Below are 18,178 nucleotides of genomic sequence, written 5' to 3'. Positions count from 1 at the left end.
TCGCCTCCTACAGTGCCGAGGCGTCCAGGGCGCCCTGCAGGCTCTCCTCCCACATCACCGAGTCGCCGCCGGGGCGGCGCAGCACCAGGGTCAGGCGGTAGGGCAGAAGCTCCCGGTCCGAGAGCCGCAGGCGCGGCCCGTCGGCCATCAGCCGGCTCTCCAGGCGCCACTGGTTCTCCCCACCCCCTTCTCCCATGCTGTCGCTCCAGTCGAGCACCTGGGGGCCGTCGCTCACCGCCAGCAGCGCCCGGGTGAGGCTCTCGCGGAAGCGCTCCTGGCCGATGCTGAGTTCCCCGTTCACCTCCGGAGTGGCCAGCAGCAGTACCTGGTCGGCGGGGGGCTTGGGCAGGGCGGGGGCCGCCATCACCCGCTCGGCGGCGCGCTCGCCGAGGTTGAGCAGCGCCTGACGCAGGGTCTCGGGGCGATCGGGGGCGGCGGCGCAGCCGGCGAGCAGGGCCAGCGAGGTGAGGGCCAGCAGGCCCGTGAGGCGGGGGAGTGGGTGCTTCATGGTGAGGTCTTCTCCACGGCGGCGCGGGGCGCCAGTTCGTCGATGAAGCGGTCCAGGATGTCGAAGAGCGCCTGGCGGATCGGCTCGGCCTCGTTGACCAGGTGGTGGCGCGCCTCGGGGTGGAGGTGCACCTCGGCATGGGGGAACTTCTCGCGCAGCACCTCCAGGTTCCACTCCCAGTCCACCGTGAGGTCCTGCTCCCCCTGCAGGATCAGGGTCGGCACGGGGTTGGGAGGCAGCGCCAGCAACCGGGGCATCCAGCGGCGCATGGCGCTGACCCAGTCCACCGCCACGCGGTCGGCCTGCAGCGGGTCGCGCTCGCGCAGGAAGGCGGTGAATTCGGCATCCGTGGAGTTGTCGCGGAACTTGCGCGGGATGGAGCGCACGAAGGGGCCCGCCAGCAGGTGCAGCCAGCTCGACTGGCGCCAGCCCCAGGGGCGCACCAGCGGCGCCAGCAGCGCCAGCCCGGCCCAGCGGCCCTCCTCGCCGCGGGTCAGGGCGTCGGTGGCCAGTATCGCCGCCCCGGTGCTCTGGCCGATGCCCAGCCAGGGGTGCGGGGCCAGTTCCTCCTCCTCGAGGTGGCGCTGCAGGGCGTGCAGGCAGCCGGCGTAGTCGTCGAAGTCGTCGATGGAGGCGCGCGGCCCGCTGGAGAGGCCGTGGCCGGGCAGGTCCCAGAGCACCACCCGCCAGCCTCGCTCCAGCAGGTGCTCGAGCAGGTGGCGGTAGAGGCCCAGGTGGTCGAAGTAGCCGTGCACCACGAAGGCGGTGCCGATGGGTGCGGCGGGGCTCCACACCGAGGCCCACAGGCGGAAGTCCCCGGCCTCCAGGAAGCCCAGGTGCAGCCCCACGTGCTCGGCGAGCAGGGGCGCCAGGCCGTAGTGGCCCAGGTAGCGCTCCAGGTGGTCGCCGGCGGGGAGCTCCTCGGCGGGGTCGATCCGCCGGAAGGGGCCCAGGGCCTGTAGGGGGGTGAAGTCGCTCATCGAGTCCTCCGCGGCGCACGACCATGCCGGCCCAGGGCTTGAACCGGCACCATGGAAGGCGGGCAAGCTGTGCGGGCCTGCCTTATCTTTTGGTCTAGCTGAGCGCGATCCCAGCGCTTTGCGGGTTTACACATGGAAGTATTTTCCACAAAATCACGGGTACAGCAGTCACTCCACCCCTGTCCCGGCAGCCTGGCACGCGACCCGCCGGCTGCCAAGTACGAGGAGATCCACCATGACCCAACGTGTCATCCGCCACCGCCTCCAGGTGGCCGCCGAGCTGGACCGGTTCATCAACGAGCAGGCGCTCCCGGGCACCGGCGTCGATGCCGAGGCGTTCTGGGCCGGCGTCGATGCCCTCTTCCATGATCTGACCCCGAAGAACCGCGAACTGCTCGCCGAACGCGATCGCCTGCAGGAGCAGCTCGACGCCTGGCACCGTGAGAATCCCGGTCCGGTGGGTGACATGGCCGCCTATCGCGCCTTCCTCAAGGAGATCGGCTACCTGACCGAGGCCCCCGCCAAGGTCGCGGTCACCACCGCCAACGTGGATCGCGAGATCGCCGTCCAGGCCGGCCCGCAGCTGGTGGTGCCGGTGAGCAACGCCCGCTATGCACTGAATGCCGCCAACGCGCGCTGGGGCAGCCTCTATGACGCCCTCTACGGCACCGACGCCATCTCCGAGGAGGACGGCGCCGAGAAGGGCACGAGCTTCAACCCCAAGCGCGGCGAGAAGGTCATCGCCTATGCCCGCGGCGTTCTGGACCGCGCCGCGCCGCTGGCCACCGGCTCCCACCGCGACGCCGTCAAGTACGCGCTGCGTGATGGCCACCTGGTGGTCACCCTGGAGGGCGGCCGCGAGACCGGCCTCAAGGAGCCGGGCAAGCTGGTGGGCTACACCGGCGAGGCGGCGAGCCCCGAGTCGGTGCTGCTGGTCAATCACGGCCTGCACCTGGAGATCCAGATCGACCCGAGTCACCCGATCGGCAAGACCGACCCGGCCGGCGTCAAGGACGTGGTCGTCGAGGCGGCACTGACCACCATCATGGACTGCGAGGACTCCGTGGCTGCGGTGGACGCCGAGGACAAGGTCGGGGTCTACAGTAACTGGCTGGGCCTGATGAAGGGCGACCTGGAGGAGCAGGTGGAGAAGGGCGGCAAGACCATTACCCGCCGCCTGCACGCCGACCGGACCTTCACCACCCCCGACGGCGGCAGCCTGACCCTGCCGGGCCGCTCACTGATGTTCGTGCGCAACGTCGGCCACCTGATGACCACCCCGGCGGTGCTCGACGCCGAGGGCAACGAGCTGCCCGAGGGCATCCTCGACGGCATCGTCACCAGCCTGATCGCCCTGCACGACCTGAAGAAGGGCGAGGGCGAGCCACGCAACTCCCGCGAAGGCTCCATGTACATCGTCAAGCCCAAGATGCACGGTCCGAAGGAGGTCGCCTTCTCCAACGAGCTGTTCGGTCGCGTCGAGGACCTGCTGGGCATGGCCCGCGACACCCTCAAGATGGGCATCATGGACGAGGAGCGCCGCACCACGGTGAACCTCAAGGCGTGTATCGCCGAGGCCGCCTCCCGCGTGGTCTTCATCAACACCGGCTTCCTCGACCGCACCGGCGACGAGATGCACACCGCCATGGAAGCGGGCCCAATGATCCGCAAGGGCGACATGAAGGGCGCCACCTGGATCCAGGCCTACGAGAAGAACAACGTCCAGGTCGGCCTGGCCTGCGGCCTGCGCGGCCGGGCTCAGATCGGCAAGGGCATGTGGGCCATGCCGGACCTGATGGCCGCCATGCTGGAGCAGAAGATCGGCCACCCCAAGGCCGGCGCCAACACCGCCTGGGTGCCGTCGCCCACCGCCGCCACCCTGCACGCCCTGCACTACCATCAGGTGGACGTCACCGCCATCCAGCGCGAGCTGGAGGCCCAGGGCGAGCCGGACCTCCTGGATGACCTGCTCACCGTGCCGGTGGCCGAGAGCGCCGACTGGAGCGACGAGGAGATCCAGCAGGAGCTGGACAACAACTGCCAGGGCATCCTCGGCTATGTGGTGCGCTGGGTCGAGCACGGCGTGGGCTGCTCCAAGGTGCCGGACATCCACGATGTGGGCCTGATGGAGGATCGCGCCACCCTGCGGATCTCCAGCCAGCACATCGCCAACTGGCTGCACCATGGCGTGGTCGACGCCGCCCGCGTCCAGGAGACCCTGGAGCGCATGGCCAAGGTGGTCGACCAGCAGAACGCCGACGACCCGGCCTACACGCCGATGAGTGCCGACTTCGAGGGCTCCAGCGCCTTCCAGGCCGCCAGCGACCTGATCTTCAAGGGCCGCGTGCAGCCCTCCGGCTACACCGAGCCGCTCCTGCACCACTGGCGCGCCGTGCACAAGGCGAAGTCACCTAGCCGAAGCCAGAAGGTATAGCGAGGCCGACGCGGCCTGCCGTGCACCAGAAGCGCCCCGGGTATCTGCCCGGGGCGCTTTCGGTTATGTTGACGCCAGCGTCCTTTCGCCCCATCCACTGCAAGGAGCCCGCCAATGACCCTGATGACCGCCGCCGCCATCGAGGACTTCCTCGACGAGGTGTTCCCCCAGCGTATCGGGACCATCGAGGCCGTCGATCACATGCGCGCCACCATGAGCCTGGCCATTGACGACGACCACCTGCGTCCCGGCGCCAGCGTCTCCGGCCCCACCCTGATGGGGCTGGCCGACATCTGCCTCTACGTGGCGATCCTGGCCCAGATCGGCCCCGAGCCCATGGCGGTCACCAGCGACCTGCACTGCCGCTTCCTGCGCCGCCCCCGGGGCGATCGCGACATCATCGCCACGGCGCGCATCCTCAAGCTGGGCCGGCGCCTGGCGGTGGGTGAGGTGCAGCTCTTCTCCGCCGGCGACGAGGAGCCGGTGGCGCTGGTCACCGCCACCTACGCCCTGCCCGATCGCGACTGAACCGGCTCGCGCGCCCAAGTGGGGCGGGCTCAGCCCCGCGGAGCGCGCAGCACCGTACCGGCCAGCGCCAGCCAGCCGGCGATCAGCAGCACCCCGCCGACGGGGGTGATCATGCCGAGGCCGCCGGCGCCGCTCAGCGTCATGGCGTAGAGCGAGCCCGAGAAGAGTCCCATGCCGGCCGCCCACAGGCCCATGGCCAGCCGCTGTCCCGCCAGGGGCGTCGCGGCGCGCCAGGCCAGCACGGCGAGCAGCGCCAGGGTGTGCCAGGCCTGGTAGCGCACCCCGGTCTCGAAGGCCGCCACCAGGCGCGGGGCCAGCTGCCCCTCCAGGGCGTGGGCGCCGAAGGCCCCCGCCATCACCACCAGGGCGCCGGAGAGCGCCGCCCCCAGCCACCAGCCTCGGTCCTGCATCGTGGTCTCCTCATCTCGCATCATGGCCGTCACCGTACCCCGCCCGGGCGGACTCGGCTACAATGTCGGGTCCGCAAGCCAACGTAACGACAGCCACCGGAGCGCAGAGAGAAGGCCATGCAGATCCAGCTCAATGGCGAGGCGCATACCCTGGCGCCCGAGCTCACGGTCGCCCAGCTGGTCGAGTCCCTGGGGCTCGCCGGCCGGCGCATCGCCGTGGAGGTGAACGAGGAGATCGTGCCTCGCAGCGAACATGCCGCCACTCGCCTGGCCGAGGGCGACCGGGTCGAGGTCGTGCACGCCATCGGCGGCGGCTGAGCGCCGCGCCCGACGCCCTCCCGCGAAGACAACCACACAAGGCAGACTCGATGACAGACTTCTTCCAGGACCAGCCCCTGCGCGTCGCCGGGCGCGAATTCGCCTCCCGCCTGCTGGTCGGTACCGGCAAGTACAAGGACTTCGACGAGACCGGCGAGGCGATCGCCGCCTCCGGCGCCGAGGTGGTCACCTTCGCCGTGCGGCGCACCAACCTGGGCCAGGAGGCCGGTGAGCCCAACCTGCTCGACGTGATCTCCCCGGAGCGCTATACGCTGCTGCCCAACACCGCCGGCTGCTACACGGCGAAGGACGCGGTGCGCACCTGTCGGCTGGCCCGCGAGCTGCTCGACGGCCACAACCTGGTGAAGCTCGAGGTGCTGGGCGACGACTCGACCCTCTACCCCAACGTGGTGGAGACCCTGGCCGCCGCCGAGGTGCTGATCAAGGACGGCTTCGACGTCATGGTTTATACCAGCGACGACCCCATCGTGGCCCGCGAACTCGAGCGCCTGGGCTGCTGCGCCATCATGCCGCTGGGCTCGCTGATCGGCTCGGGGCACGGCATCCAGAACCCCCACAACATCCGCCTGATCATCGAGCAGGCCAGCGTGCCGGTGCTGGTGGATGCCGGCATCGGCACCGCCTCCGATGCCGCCATGGCCATGGAGCTGGGCTGCGACGGTGTGCTGATGAACACCGCCATCGCCCACGCCCGCCAGCCGGTGCTGATGGCCAGCGCCATGAAGAAGGCGGTGGAGGCGGGCCGCGAGGCCTTCCTGGCCGGGCGCATGCCGCGTCGCCAGAGCGCTGACCCCTCCTCGCCCTTCGCCGGCCGCATCAACGGCTGACGCCTCCAGCGATCGCCCGCACCGAACGCCTGACACCCGCGCCCAGAACGAGAGCCCCGACCGCCCCATGAGTGACCAGTCCCGCGACGATACCGCCACCACCGGACCGGAAGGCCCGGACGCCCCGCTGCACCGCCGCGGCATCAAGAGCTATGTGCTGCGTGCCGGGCGCATGACCCAGGCCCAGACCCGCGGCCTCGAGGAGGTCTGGCCGCGGCTGGGCCTGGCCCTGGCCGATGGCCGCCAGGACCTGGATGCCCTGTTCGGCCGCTGCGCCCCCCGGGTGGTGGAGATCGGCTTCGGCATGGGGGCCTCGCTGATCGAGCAGGCCGAGACCCACCCCGACACCGACTTCATCGGCATCGAGGTGCATGCCCCGGGTGTGGGCAAGCTGCTCGACGAGGCCGACAAGCGCGGCCTGACCAACCTGCGGGTCTACCAGGAGGACGCCCTGCGGGTGCTCGAGGAGTGCCTGCCCGAGGCTAGCCTCGACACCCTGCAGCTCTTCTTCCCCGATCCCTGGCCGAAGAAGAAGCACCACAAGCGGCGCATCGTGCAGCCCGCCTTCGTCGAGCTGGTACGCAGCCGCCTCAAGGTCGGTGGCACCTTCCATATGGCCACCGACTGGGAGGCCTACGCCGAGTGGATGGCCGAGGTGATGGACGCCGCCCCGGGCTATGCCAACACCGCCGAGCCCCAGACCGCCCCCTACGTGCCGCGGCCGGAGTTCCGCCCGCTCACCAAGTTCGAGGCCCGCGGCGAGCGCCTCGGTCACGGCGTCTGGGACCTGATCTACCGCCGCGTCGACTGATCACGCGACTCCCTCGCTCCTCGAAGCCCCCGCGCCTGCGGGGGCTTCTTTTTTGAGGTTGAGGGCGGCGGCAAGACCTTGGGGCGGTAAGGAGCAGCAATGAGGAGGGACCCTTCAGACCAAAAAAAGCCGCCCTCGATGGGGCGGCGGCAAGACCCTGGGGTGGTAAGGAGCAGCAATGAGGAGGGACTCGCCAGGCCAAAAAAAGCCGCCCTCGATGGGGCGGCGGCAAGACCGTGACTAGCAATGAGGAGGGAGAAACCACGGCAGGCGACTGGCGGGGCCTGCCCTGGCAGTGGCGGCTCATCAACGCCACTGGAGATATCGTAATCATTCTCATTTGCGGCGTCAATAGTAATGCGAACGGTTTTTATTTATTGCCGGTTCGGCCTCACCCCGCCAGGCGCAGCCAGAGGGGCAGGGTGGCCATGGCCAGCAGGGTCTGGGCGGTGATCAGCGCCGCCATCATCTCGGCGTCGCCGCCCAGCTGGCGCGCCAAGATATAGGCGGAGGTAGCGGTGGGCAGGGCGGCGAACAGCAGCGCCACGTCTCGGCTCACTGGGTCGAGCCCCAGCGCCAGGGCCAGCAGCAGCACCAGGGCGGGCATCAGCCCCAGCTTGATGGCGTTGGTGACCCAGACGCCGCGATCGAGGCGTAGCAGCGCCTCGGGGCGCAGCGCCACCCCTACCGCCACCAGGCCCAGCGGCAGGGCGGCGCGGCCGAGCAGCTCCACCGTGTCTGCGCTCCACCCCGGCAGCCCGATGCCGCTCACGTTCAGGCCGATGCCGATCAGACAGCCGAGGATCAGCGGGTTGCGGGCCAGTGCCGCCAGGCTCCTGGCGAGGCTACCGGCGCCGAGGGTCCCGGCAGCAATGAAGCTCGCCACGCACATCACGTTGACCACCGGCACCATCAGCGCCACGGCCACGGCGGCCACGGTGGCGCCCGGCGTGCCGTGCAGGGCGGCGGCCCCCGCCACCCCCACGTAGGTGTTGAAGCGCAGCGCCCCCTGGAAGGCTGAGGTGAAGGCCGGCGGGTCGAGGCCCAGCCAGCCGCGCAGCCTCCACAACAGGGCGCCGAAGAGACCCATGGCGCCCAGCAGGGTCAGGGCCACGCGCGCCACCGGCACCTGGCTGACGTCGGCGGTGGCCAGGGTCGATACCAGCATGGCGGGGAACAGTAGGAAGTAGATCAGCCGCTCCAGCTGGGGCCAGAAGTCGCCGCCCGGCTGGCGCAGCCGGCCCAGGGCGGCGCCCAGTAGAATCAGCAGGAACAGCGGCCCCAGCGCGTTTGCCACGCCTGTCATGGTCATCTCCTTGGTCGGGTTGCCCTGCGACATCCTTGCGCACTCTGCCACAGGCGAATGCTGATAAGCTTACCGCGACATGTCCTCTCGTGAGCACCCTCCCTCGTCACCATGCCGACTTCTGTCTCCTCCGGCCCGGCCATCTCGCGCCCTCCGCTGCTGCGGCTGCTGGTCCTCCTTACCCTGGGCACCGTGGCCGTGGCACTCTGGTACCTGACCAGCTACAGTCTTCGCGGTGACGGCGATGTGCGCTGGTACCCAGAGGAGGCCGGCTGCGAGCTGAGCCAGGGCCCCTGCCGGGCGCCCCTGGGTGAGGGGGGGAGACTGACGCTGGACCTGGGGGCCGAGGGCGAGATCCGCGCCCTGGAGGTCCTGGCGATGACGGTGGCCCTGGAGGGCGTCGAGGCGGAGTCAGTGATGGTGGACTTCATCGGCCGCGACATGGACATGGGGCTGCATCGTTATCCGCTGGTCCGACAGGCCGATGGCGCCTTCCGCGGTGAGGGGCAAATCCCGATCTGCACCGAGGCGGTGATGCCCTGGCGGGCCAGGGTGATCGTCACCCGCGGCGACCACCGCCTGGGCAGCGGATTCAACTTCGAGGCGGAGAGAAGCCGACTATGAAACGACAGGGACTCTGGGCGGGGATCGCGCTGATCGTGCTGGTGCTGGGGGTGGGCGGCTACGGCTGGTTCCAGCAGCAGTTCGCGACGAGCGTTGCGGGCAATGGCCCGACCGGCGGCCCCATCGAGCTCTCCTCGACCCGCGGGGAGTTCTCCCTTGCCCAGCTCGAGGAGGACCAGCTGGCGGTGGTCTTCTTCGGCTATACCTACTGCCCCGACGTCTGCCCCATGAGCCTCGCCGTGGTACGCCAGGCGCTGGCCGAGCTGGACGAGGCGGAGCGCGCGCGGGTGGTACCGCTGATGATCTCGGTGGACCCCGAGCGTGACACCATCGAGCGGCTGGCGGAGTACACTGGCTTCTTCGGCGATGCCTTCATCGGCGCCACCGGCAGCGAGGCCGAGCTCGAGGCGCTCGCCGAGCGCTACGGCGTGATCTGGCGGCGGGTCGAAACCCCGGAGTCGGCCATGGCCTATACCGTCGACCACAGCTCGTCGCTCTACCTGGTGGATCGCGAGGGGACCATCCTGCGGCGAGTGCTCTACTCGCCGGCGCCCCATGCCCTGCTCTCGGCCCTCGACGAGGCGCTCTGAAAGCTCAGAATGGAGGCCTCGCTCGAGGCTGTTCCGTCGACAGGCCTGCGAGGGGGCGCTATGAATACTTCCTTGTAGGCTACCTCGGCCATCCCTGGTCCTCGGACCCCCTCTCCGGCCTGTCCCCGGCGCCTCTCGCTATCGCGCCTTAGCCAGCTTAATGCGGGCTCGCGGCTTCCTGCAGTCGCTCGATCATCGCCATGAGGGCGCGAACCTGGGTGCCCTCCCGGGTATCGTGCAGCGGATGGAGCTGCCAGGTGCTCTCGGCGAAGCCCCACCAGTCCCAGCACCCCTGGGGGTTGGCCAGGCTGGTCTCGGCCTGGGGATAGAGCACCACCCGATCGTGGGCGGCGGCCCACTCGTTGAGGCCGCTGTGGCGCACGAAGGTCTCGCCGATCTGCTCCGCGCCCATGCCGCAGCCGTGCAGCGCGACCGTCAGTGCACAGCCCCCCTCGTTGCACGCCTCCGGCACGAACAGGTAGCCCGAGTCATCGAGCCCCTTGACGGCGAAATCGCCCTGATCGAAGTGCAGCAGGTCGCCGGCGGGCGCCTCCGGCGCCTCGTTGGCCCCCGGTTCCGCTGCCTCGTTTGTCTCTGACGGCGCATTGTGGAGCCAGGCCATCGCCTCACCGGCGAGGTCCTGGTCGCAGCCCAGCAGGTGGGTGCCGCCGCCCTGGCGGCAGTCGCCCAGCTCGGTGGCCGGGGGCGGGGTCGCCTGCTGGCCGATGGGCCAGCCGTGGCCGACGTTGTCACTGGTCACGAAGCGCAGCTGCGCCTCGGGGTCCGCCAGCCAGCCGGCGAGCTGCTCGGCCAGGGCCGCGCCCAGAGCCGGGGCGACGGTCTCGTCCGCGTTGCCATGCCAGACGAAGGCGCGCAGTTCGGCCAGGGCCTCGGCGCTGCCCACGCGGTCATGCTCGCGGTAACCGGCGAGGCGCTGCTCCAGCTCATCGAGGGGCGGCGGGCCGAGCCGGGTGGTCATGCACTGCCCCAGGGCGCGGCGCAGGGTGCCCTGGGCGCAGGACCAGGGGCCAGTGCCGAGCACGGCAAGCCCCTGGAAACGCTCGGGCCAGGCCACGGCGAGCTGGGTGGCCATGTAGCCGCCGGAAGAGACGCCGATCACGCTGGTGTCGCTCCCGGAAAGCCCCAGCCGGGGCAGCTCGGGGAGGGCGTCGGCGGCCGCCGGGGCAGCGACGAACGCCGCCAGCACAAGGCCGGCGGCGGGAAGGGAGGAAGGGATCATGGGGCTCCGGCGTCGGGCTCAGTCATCAATGACGTCGAGCAGGTCGACGCGGAAGATCAGGGTCTCGTTGGGACCGATGGGCCCCTGGCCCTGGACGCCGTAGGCCAGCTCGGCGGGGATCACGATCTCCCAGCTATCGCCGACGCTCATCAGCTGCAGGGCCTCCTGCCAGCCGTCGATGACCTGATCGACGCGGAAGCTGACCGGCTCGCCGCGCTCCAGGGAGCTGTCGAAGACGGTGCCGTCGATCAGGGTGCCTTCGTAGTGCACCTCGACGCTGTCCTCGGGGCCCGGGGTGGCGCCGTCGCCGGACTCCAGCACCCGGTACTGCAGGCCGGAGGCGGTGACCTCGACGCCCTCCGCCTCGGCGTTGGCGGCCAGGAAGGCCTCGCCTTCGGCGCGGTTGTTCTCGGCCCGCTGCTCGGCCTCGGCCTGGCGAGAGGCCATCGCCTGCTGCTGGAACTGCATCAGGGTCTCGGCCATCTCCTCGTCGCTCATCGCCAGTTCGCCACCGGCGAAGACGTCCTGGATCGCCTGGGTGAAGGCGTCCACGTCCAGGTCTCTGACGTCCTGCTGGATGCTCTGGCCAAGGGTCACGCCCAGGCTGTAGCCGAGACGCCCCTCGTCGGTCTCCGGCGCAGCCAGCGCCAGGGGGGCGGCGCCCAGCAGGGCGGTCAGGGAAGCGGTGGTCAGCAGTCTCTTCATGAACGGGCCTTGTGGTTAGGCGCGAAGCGCCATCGGTGGTTGGAGACCATGGGACTCCACGGGGGCGGGCCGGTTCCGCACGATGAGGGTGCAAGACCGCCCCGGCCGCGGCCATGATACCACCTGGCTCAGACGACCAGGGTGGGACAGTGGGCGGAGCCGGCCACGCGCTGGGCCACGCTGCCGAGCAGCAGGCTCTTGTCGCCGTTGGTGCCCTGGGAGCCGATCACGATCAGGTCGCACTCCCGCTTGCGGGCGAAGCGCACGATGATGCGCGAGGGGCGCCCACCCTTGACGAAGGCACGCAGCTTGTCTGCCGGCACGCCCAGCTCCAGGGCCTGGGCCTTGGCCTGCACGGCGATCTCGGTGGCGTACTCCTTGAGGGCGTCGTCGGGGATCTCGAGCCTGTCCGGGCGCACCATGGAGAGCGAGGCCTCGAGCAGGCTGTGGTGCTTGAAGACGCACAGGATATAGAGCTCGGCGCCGGTCAGCATCTGCAGGCCGACGCCCTTCTCCAGGGCCTTCAGCGCTCCCTTGGAGCCATCCACCGGGACCAGTATCCGATTGAACATGGCGTGTCTCCCTGGGGGTTGTTGGGGCGGTGCTCAGTGGATCAGCGGAACGCCAGATCCCGGAGGAACAGGGCGATCTGCGGGAACATGATGATCAGCGCGGCGGCCAGCACCAGCATGAAGATGAAGGGCGGCGTGCCGCGGATCACCTCCCAGTAGGGCCGCTTGAAGATGGCGATGGCGGTGAAGATGTCGCAGCCGAAGGGTGGCGTCGCCGAGCCTATCGCCACCTGCAGAGTGATCAGCACGCCCACCAGCACCGGGTCGAGGCCCGAGGCGGCGATGGCCGGGGCGAAGATCGGCGTCAGCACCAGGATCACCACGATGGGGTCCACGAACATGCAGGCCACGAAGAAGGCGATGGAGATGGCGATCAGCACCCCCACCGGGCCGGCCTCGTTGATGCCCACGGCGGCGAGGACCGTCTGGGGAATCTGGGCGAAGGAGATGATCCAGGAGAAGCCGTTGCCCACAGCCACCAGGATGAAGACCACCGAGGTGATCAGGCCGGTGGACTTGGCGATGGCGTAGATGTGGTGCAGCTTCAGCGAACGGAACACCGCGAACTCGAGGATCACCGCATAGAGCACGCAGGCGGCCGCGGCCTCGGTGGGGCTGAAGATGCCGCCATAGATGCCGCCGACGATCAGCACCGGGAAGCCCAACGGCCAGAGGGCGTCCTTCACCGAGACGGCGCGCTGCTTCCAGGTCGCCTTGGGCTCGGTCGGCACCTTGTGGATGGTGGCGTAGGCGACGCAGTAGGCCGAGAACATGGCCAGGATCAGCAGGCCCGGGCCGATGCCGGCGATGAACAGCTCGCCGATGGAGGTGCCGGAGATGACCCCGTAGATGATCATGCCGATGCTCGGCGGGATCAGGAAGGCGATGTCGCTGGAGTTGATGATCAGCGCCAGGGTGAAGGGGTCCTTGTAGCCCGCCTTGAGCATGCGCGGGCGCAGCGGCGACCCCACCGCTACCACGGTGGCCTGGGTGGAGCCGGAGACGGCGCCGAACAGCGTGCAGGAGGCGGCGGTGGAGACCGCCAGGCCCCCCTTGATGTGCCCCACGAAGGCCATGACCATGTTGATCAGGCGGTTGGCGGACTGGCCGCGGGTCATGATGTCGGCGGCCAGGATGAACATCGGCACGGCGATCAGCGCGGTGGGGCGGATGCCGCCCATCATCTGCTGGATCAGGGTTTCCATCTGACCGAGGCCGCCGAAGGTCATGTAGAACCCGACGAACGCCGCCGTCGCCAGGGGGATCATCATCGGGAAGCCGAGCAGCAGCAGCACGATCATGATGGAGAGGATGGTGGCTGTCATGGTGAGGTGTCCTCGCTAGCCCGATCGAGATCAGACTTCCGTTTCCGTGTCCTTGTAGCCGTCCACCACATGGGTCGAGAGGTAGACGTCGCGGGAGGTCAGGTTCTTGATGGCGGTGAGCAGGTACTGGATGCCGGTGATGGCGAAGCCGATCGGCACCCAGACGTACATCATCCACACCGGGATGCTCAGCGAGGGGAGCACGCGACCGCGGCCGTAGAGGGTGGAGATGTAGCCGATCGAGTAGTAGCAGAGCACGAACATCACCAGGGCGGTGAACAGGCTGATGACGATCATCATCCAGCGTCGCCCGCCGGTGGGCACGGCGTCATAGATGGCCGACATGCGGATATGGCGCCCGTGGCGGGCCGCATAGCCGATGCCGGCGAAGGTGATCATCACGATCAGGATGCGGTTGATCTCCTCGGAGAAGTGCAGGCTCTCGCCGAGGAGGAAGCGGCTCAGCACGTTGGCGATGGTGTTGATGGCCATGAGGATCACCCCCATGGCCAGGATCACCGCCTCGATCCGGCTGATCCAGGTGTCGATGGGCCCCAGCGGCCCGGGCAGGGTCGAGCGATAGTTCTTTTCGGATTCTTCTTCGGTCATGTGCCCATGCTCCTGTGGTCTTCCCTGGGCGTTGCTCGCCGCCTGCCCCTCAGGGTATGGCAAGGGCCGTGGCGACGACCATGCGGTCCGCCAACGCTGATTGGCCGGCGAGCCGAAACGGAGAAGCGGATGGGGAGGAAACAAGCGGGGCAGCCAAGTGGCTGCCCCGGACTCCTCGTGTGACGATCAGGCGCCGGAGGCGCTAGTCGCCGCTCACGGCTTCCAGATCGGCCTTGAACTGCTCCAGCAGGGCCGCACCGCGCTCACCGGTCATCTCGATGAAGCGCTCCTCGACCTGCGGGGCGCGGTCGCGGAAGGCCTGGATCTGCTCCTCGGTCAGGCGGGTGACGGTGACCTCGTCGGAGGCCTCCTGGATCTTGGCCAGGGACTCGTCGGCCAGGCCCGAGATATGCTCGATGATGATCGCGTAGGCATGCTCGCTGGCGTCACGCACCAGCTGCTGCTCCTCCTCGGAGAGGCTGTTGAAGAAGTCCTGGTTGGCCATCATGGCGGTGGTGAACCAGCCGTGGCCGGTGTAGACCAAGTTCGGAGAGACCTCGTAGAGGCCGCCGGACTCGATCCAGAAGATCGGGTTCTCCTGACCCTGCAGGATGCCGGTCTGCAGGCCGCCGTAGACCTCGCCCCAGGGCAGCGGCGTCGGGCTGGCGCCGAAGGCGCGGTAGGTCTCGGAGAGCAGCGGATTGGTCATGGTGCGGATGTTCTTGCCGCGCAGCTCTTCCGGGGTGGTGAAGGGCTCGTCGAGGGTGACGACCATCTCGCCTTCCGGGTACATCTTGAGCAGCTCCAGGCCCTGTTCGGCGTAGAGCTCCGGGAACATCTCGTTGATGGCCACGCTGGTGTTGAAGAACTCGATGACCTGCGCTTCATCGGTGGGCAGCAGGTAGGGCACGAAGAAGATCTGCGCCTCGGGGATCAGCGCGCCGGTAAAGCCGGGTGACTGGTTGACGAACTGCAGGATGCCCGCCTGGGTCTGCTCCATGATGTCGTCGGATTCGCCCAGCTCGCCGAAGCGATAGACCTGGACGGTATTGTCGGAGTTCTCCTCGATATACTCCTTGAACGCCATCGCAAAGACGTCCTGGACATCGCCCTCGAACTCTTCATGGGCATAGCGCCAGTTGGCGGAATGGGCCGCCGCGGACATGCCGAAAAGCAGGGCGCCGACGGTGGCCGTGGTCAACAGCTTGGTTGCCTTCATTCTTGTAGTCCCCTTACGGTTTGGATGGTTACGTTCTTGCGAAAATGACAGGCACGACACGGGCCTTTCGCTCGCACATGTGGTTTTCAGGCTAGCGTGGGGTCGGGGGAGGGTCAAGCGAGGCAATCAGCGTCTGAAGCGTTGAAAGATGGATTTTTTTCTGCAGGAGAAGGGCACTTTCCAGGACTTTTTCGGTACTTATGCCGGTGGCCGGAGACAGCCGATTTTCACCCGTGAGGACCAGTCGCTCGAGTCGCGTCAGGGTCTCGCGTTCGGCCTCGAGCTCGGCGCGCTTGAGGGTCTCGCGCAGCGCGGCGACCCCGGCATCGCTGGCCGCTTCGGGCTTGAGCCGGCGGCGCAGGGTGCGCAGCGGGGCGGTGACCTCGGCCTGCCAGCGGCGCACCTCGGCCACTCCCGCCTCGGCTGCCGGGCCGGGCCGGGCACCATGTTGCAGCAGCCAGCAGCGCCACAGCAGCTCGCAGACGTCGACGCCGGCCTCGTCCTGCAGCGCCAGGCAGGCCGCCTCGACCCCGGGGCGGGCGTAGAGGGCCAGGGCGAACGCCCACAGGGAGTGTTCGCTCAGACGGCGCCGCAGGACGGCCGTCATTTCGGTAGAATCATCGTTCATTTCATCGGTCGTCGCCGACAGGGCGGCGACCCCCATGCACAGCCCGTGGAGCCCGCATGATCGCACTGCGCCAAGTTTCCCTGCAACGCGGCACCCAGGCCCTGCTGGAGGGGGCCGACCTGACCCTGCACGCCGGTCACAAGGCGGGGATCGTCGGCCCCAACGGCGCCGGCAAGTCGAGCCTCTTCAAGCTGCTGCTCGGCGAGCTGGCCCCGGACCGCGGCGAGGTCGAGATGAGCGGCGGCCAGCGCATCGCCCACATGGCCCAGGAGGTGGAGGCCCTCGATCGCCCCATCGTCGAGTACGTGCTGGACGGTGATCGCGAGCTGCGCGCCACCCAGGCGGCGCTCGAGGCGGCCCGGGAGGCCCACGACGCCCACCGCGAGGCGGAGCTGCACGGCGCCATCGAGGCCCTGGACGGCTACAGCGCGCCGGCCCGCGCGGCCCAGCTGCTGGTGGGGCTTGGATTTGCCCAGGCGGACCTGGCGCGCCCGCTGTCGGACTTCTCCGGCGGCTGGCGGATGCGGGTCAACCTGGCCCGCACCCTCTTCATGCCCTCCGATCTGCTGCTGCTGGACGAACCCACCAACCACCTGGATCTGGACGCCCTGCTGTGGCTGGAGCAGTGGCTTGCCCGCTACCCCGGCACCCTGCTGCTGATCTCTCACGACCGCGACTTCCTGGATGCGGTGTGCGATCACATCGTGCACTTCGACCGCCAGAGTCTGGTGCTCTACCGCGGCAACTACTCCACCTTCGAGCGTACCCGGGCCGAGAAGCTGGCGCTGCAGCAGGCCGAGGCGGCCAAGCAGCAGGCGCGACGCGAGGAGATCGAGCGTTTCGTGGCGCGCTTCCGGGCCAAGGCCACCAAGGCGCGCCAGGCCCAGAGCCGCCTCAAGATGTTGGAGCGCATGGGCGATATCGCCATGGCCCACGCCGACTCCCCCTTCCACTTCACCATTCCCGCCTCCGACAGGAACTCCCACCCGCTGCTGGTGCTGGACGAGGCGCGGCTCGGCTATCGCGACGAGGCGGGGGAGGCGAAGGTCCAGCTCGACCAGGTTAGGCTGACCCTGCTGCCCGGCCAACGCATCGGCCTGCTGGGACCCAACGGGGCCGGCAAGTCGACCCTGATCAAGTCGCTGACCGGCGAGCTGGCGCTGCTGGCCGGCAAGCGCATACCCGGCGAGCACCTGGCCATCGGCTACTTCGCCCAGCACCAGCTCGAGGGTCTGGACCTCGCCTCGACCCCCTTCATGCACGTGCAGCGGCTCTCACCGAAGGCCAGCGAGCAGGAGATCCGCAACTTCCTGGGCGGCTTCGGTTTCCAGGGCGACGACGCCTTCGGCGAGGTGGGGCGCTTCTCCGGCGGCGAGAAGGCGCGCCTGGCGCTCTCGCTGGTGGCCTGGCAGAAGCCCAACCTGCTGCTGCTGGACGAGCCCACCAACCACCTGGACCTGGAGATGCGCGAGGCGCTCACCGAGGCGCTGGCGGCCTTCGAGGGCACGGTGATCATCGTCTCCCACGATCGCCACCTGCTGCGTGCCACCGTGGACGAGTTCTGGCGGGTGGCCGACCACCGGGTCGAGCCCTTCGACGGCGACCTGGAGGACTATCGGGCCTGGCTCAAGGCGCGCCTCGAGGGCGAGCGCCGCGAGGCGCGTGCCGACAGGGGCGAGGAGGCGCCCAGGGAGGATCGCCGCGCGGCACGACGCGCCGCCGCCGAGCTGCGTGAGAAGCTGCGTCCGCTCAAGAAGCAGCGCGACCGCGCCGAGCAGGCCATGGAGAAGGTCCAGGCGGAGCTGGCCGAGGTGGAAGGGGTGCTGAGCGACGCCGCGCTCTACACCGACGCTGCCCGCAAGGCGGAGCTTACCGCCACCCTGGCGCGCCAGGGCGAGCTCAAGTCGCGCCTGGATGACCTGGAGGCCGAGTGGCTCGCCGCCGAGGAGGCGCTGGAGGCCATGGAGGCGGAGCTTGGCGGCTAGCTCTCCAGCAGGAAGGTTACCGGCCCGTCGTTGACCAGCGAGACCTCCATGTTGGCGGCGAACTCGCCGCTCTCCACCCGGGGCCAGGCCGTCTCGGCCCGCGCCAGCAGGTAGTGGAACAGCCGGTGGCCCTCGTCGGGCGGGGCGGCACTGGAGAAGCTGGGCCTGAGCCCCTTGCGGGTGTCGGCCGCCAGGGTGAACTGGGAGACCAGCAGCAGCCCGCCGTCGACCTGCTGCAGGTTGAGGTTCATCTTGTCATCGGCGTCGCCGAACACCCGGTAGTGCAGCAGCTTGTGCAGCAGCCGGTCGGCGGCGGCCTCGTCGTCGCCCTTCTCCACGCCCACCAGGGCCAGCAGGCCGTGGCCGATGGCGCCCACCGTGCGCCCCTCCACGACCACGCTGGCCCGGGTGACCCGCTGGATCAGTGCCTTCATCTCTGCTCTCCCCGATGATTCACGACTGCTGCCTGACTGGAAGCAGAGAGCGTAGCACGTTCCTGCTCGCGGCTGCCCAGGGCCAGCTGGTCGGGGGGCTGGCG

20 protein-coding genes are annotated in these 18,178 nt (G+C 69.2%); 8 read left to right on the top strand and 12 right to left on the bottom strand.

Annotated features, from left to right (window positions below; translation table 11 throughout):
• Window positions 1-7: 7 nt before the first annotated feature.
• Both DER72_RS05745 and DER72_RS05740 read right to left on the bottom strand, forming a co-directional pair.
• Window positions 8-508: a hypothetical protein gene (locus tag DER72_RS05745; RefSeq protein WP_110069046.1), complete on the bottom strand. Its 501-nt coding sequence runs from the start codon at window positions 506-508 to the stop codon at window positions 8-10.
• The gene (locus DER72_RS05740) at window positions 505-1,488 is read right to left on the bottom strand and encodes an alpha/beta hydrolase (RefSeq protein WP_110069045.1); all 984 of its coding nucleotides are present in this window, start codon (window positions 1,486-1,488) and stop codon (window positions 505-507) included. Before DER72_RS05740 ends, DER72_RS05745 begins: the two co-directional genes overlap by 4 nt.
• 235 nt (window positions 1,489-1,723) lie before the next feature.
• Here DER72_RS05740 and DER72_RS05735 point away from each other — a divergent pair, with 235 nt between their 5' ends.
• Window positions 1,724-3,922 (top strand): malate synthase G, encoded by a 2,199-nt coding sequence (locus DER72_RS05735; RefSeq protein ID WP_110069044.1) that lies wholly within the window; start codon window positions 1,724-1,726, stop codon window positions 3,920-3,922.
• Between the two features lie 114 nt (window positions 3,923-4,036).
• Window positions 4,037-4,450, top strand: coding sequence for a PaaI family thioesterase (locus tag DER72_RS05730; protein ID WP_110069043.1), 414 nt, complete (start codon window positions 4,037-4,039; stop codon window positions 4,448-4,450).
• Window positions 4,451-4,479: 29 nt separating this feature from the next.
• On the opposite strand, the gene DER72_RS05725 is transcribed toward DER72_RS05730, so the two are convergent.
• The gene (locus DER72_RS05725; RefSeq protein WP_110069042.1) at window positions 4,480-4,860 is read right to left on the bottom strand and encodes a DUF423 domain-containing protein; all 381 of its coding nucleotides are present in this window, start codon (window positions 4,858-4,860) and stop codon (window positions 4,480-4,482) included.
• Between the two features lie 117 nt (window positions 4,861-4,977).
• Here DER72_RS05725 and thiS point away from each other — a divergent pair, with 117 nt between their 5' ends.
• The 3 genes from thiS to trmB all read left to right on the top strand — a co-directional run bounded on the left by thiS (window position 4,978) and on the right by trmB (window position 6,837).
• On the top strand, window positions 4,978-5,178 hold the full coding sequence (thiS, locus tag DER72_RS05720; RefSeq protein WP_110069041.1) for a sulfur carrier protein ThiS: 201 nt from the start codon (window positions 4,978-4,980) through the stop codon (window positions 5,176-5,178).
• A gap of 50 nt (window positions 5,179-5,228) precedes the next feature.
• Window positions 5,229-6,026 carry a thiazole synthase gene (locus DER72_RS05715; RefSeq protein WP_110069040.1) on the top strand — a complete coding sequence of 266 codons (798 nt, stop codon included), beginning with the start codon at window positions 5,229-5,231 and terminating at the stop codon, window positions 6,024-6,026.
• A gap of 67 nt (window positions 6,027-6,093) precedes the next feature.
• Complete coding sequence (trmB, locus tag DER72_RS05710; RefSeq protein WP_110069039.1) at window positions 6,094-6,837, top strand: tRNA (guanosine(46)-N7)-methyltransferase TrmB; 744 nt, start codon at window positions 6,094-6,096, stop codon at window positions 6,835-6,837.
• Between the two features lie 391 nt (window positions 6,838-7,228).
• Here the strand turns inward: trmB and DER72_RS05705 are convergent, their stop codons facing one another.
• On the bottom strand, window positions 7,229-8,143 hold the full coding sequence (locus DER72_RS05705; protein WP_110069148.1) for an AEC family transporter: 915 nt from the start codon (window positions 8,141-8,143) through the stop codon (window positions 7,229-7,231).
• Window positions 8,144-8,254: 111 nt separating this feature from the next.
• On the opposite strand from DER72_RS05705, the gene DER72_RS16135 reads away from it, so the two are divergent.
• Window positions 8,255-8,767 (top strand): hypothetical protein, encoded by a 513-nt coding sequence (locus DER72_RS16135; RefSeq protein ID WP_181395610.1) that lies wholly within the window; start codon window positions 8,255-8,257, stop codon window positions 8,765-8,767.
• A complete protein-coding gene (locus tag DER72_RS05695) occupies window positions 8,764-9,357 on the top strand; it encodes an SCO family protein (protein ID WP_110069038.1) in 594 nt (197 codons plus the stop codon). Before DER72_RS16135 ends, DER72_RS05695 begins: the two co-directional genes overlap by 4 nt.
• A 157-nt stretch (window positions 9,358-9,514) precedes the next feature.
• On the opposite strand, the gene DER72_RS05690 is transcribed toward DER72_RS05695, so the two are convergent.
• The 7 genes from DER72_RS05690 to DER72_RS05660 form a co-directional block, all read right to left on the bottom strand.
• On the bottom strand, window positions 9,515-10,597 hold the full coding sequence (locus DER72_RS05690; protein WP_110069037.1) for a prolyl oligopeptidase family serine peptidase: 1,083 nt from the start codon (window positions 10,595-10,597) through the stop codon (window positions 9,515-9,517).
• 18 nt (window positions 10,598-10,615) lie between these two features.
• Window positions 10,616-11,302 (bottom strand): FKBP-type peptidyl-prolyl cis-trans isomerase, encoded by a 687-nt coding sequence (locus DER72_RS05685; protein ID WP_110069036.1) that lies wholly within the window; start codon window positions 11,300-11,302, stop codon window positions 10,616-10,618.
• A gap of 128 nt (window positions 11,303-11,430) precedes the next feature.
• A complete protein-coding gene (locus tag DER72_RS05680) occupies window positions 11,431-11,874 on the bottom strand; it encodes a universal stress protein (protein ID WP_110069035.1) in 444 nt (147 codons plus the stop codon).
• A 41-nt stretch (window positions 11,875-11,915) separates the two neighbouring features.
• Window positions 11,916-13,199: a TRAP transporter large permease gene (locus DER72_RS05675; protein WP_110069034.1), complete on the bottom strand. Its 1,284-nt coding sequence runs from the start codon at window positions 13,197-13,199 to the stop codon at window positions 11,916-11,918.
• Window positions 13,200-13,229: 30 nt separating this feature from the next.
• Entirely contained in the window at window positions 13,230-13,808 is a 579-nt protein-coding gene (locus DER72_RS05670) for a TRAP transporter small permease (protein ID WP_110069033.1), read from the bottom strand.
• A gap of 202 nt (window positions 13,809-14,010) precedes the next feature.
• Window positions 14,011-15,027 (bottom strand): TRAP transporter substrate-binding protein DctP, encoded by a 1,017-nt coding sequence (gene dctP, locus DER72_RS05665; RefSeq protein ID WP_110069032.1) that lies wholly within the window; start codon window positions 15,025-15,027, stop codon window positions 14,011-14,013.
• A 91-nt stretch (window positions 15,028-15,118) separates the two neighbouring features.
• Window positions 15,119-15,634: a TIGR02444 family protein gene (locus tag DER72_RS05660; protein WP_110069031.1), complete on the bottom strand. Its 516-nt coding sequence runs from the start codon at window positions 15,632-15,634 to the stop codon at window positions 15,119-15,121.
• A 77-nt stretch (window positions 15,635-15,711) separates the two neighbouring features.
• Here DER72_RS05660 and DER72_RS05655 point away from each other — a divergent pair, with 77 nt between their 5' ends.
• The gene (locus DER72_RS05655; RefSeq protein ID WP_110069030.1) at window positions 15,712-17,640 is read left to right on the top strand and encodes an ABC-F family ATP-binding cassette domain-containing protein; all 1,929 of its coding nucleotides are present in this window, start codon (window positions 15,712-15,714) and stop codon (window positions 17,638-17,640) included.
• Here the strand turns inward: DER72_RS05655 and dtd are convergent.
• Window positions 17,637-18,074 carry a D-aminoacyl-tRNA deacylase gene (dtd, locus tag DER72_RS05650; protein WP_110069029.1) on the bottom strand — a complete coding sequence of 146 codons (438 nt, stop codon included), beginning with the start codon at window positions 18,072-18,074 and terminating at the stop codon, window positions 17,637-17,639. The genes DER72_RS05655 and dtd overlap by 4 nt on opposite strands.
• Between the last annotated feature and the right edge of the window lie 104 nt (window positions 18,075-18,178).

It is taken from the genome of Halomonas sp. A11-A, assembly GCF_003182195.1.
Taxonomy (GTDB): Bacteria; Pseudomonadota; Gammaproteobacteria; order Pseudomonadales; family Halomonadaceae; genus Halomonas; species Halomonas alkalicola.
The sequence above is the reverse complement of the archived record's forward strand: the minus strand, read 5'-3'. Positions and strand labels throughout refer to the sequence as shown.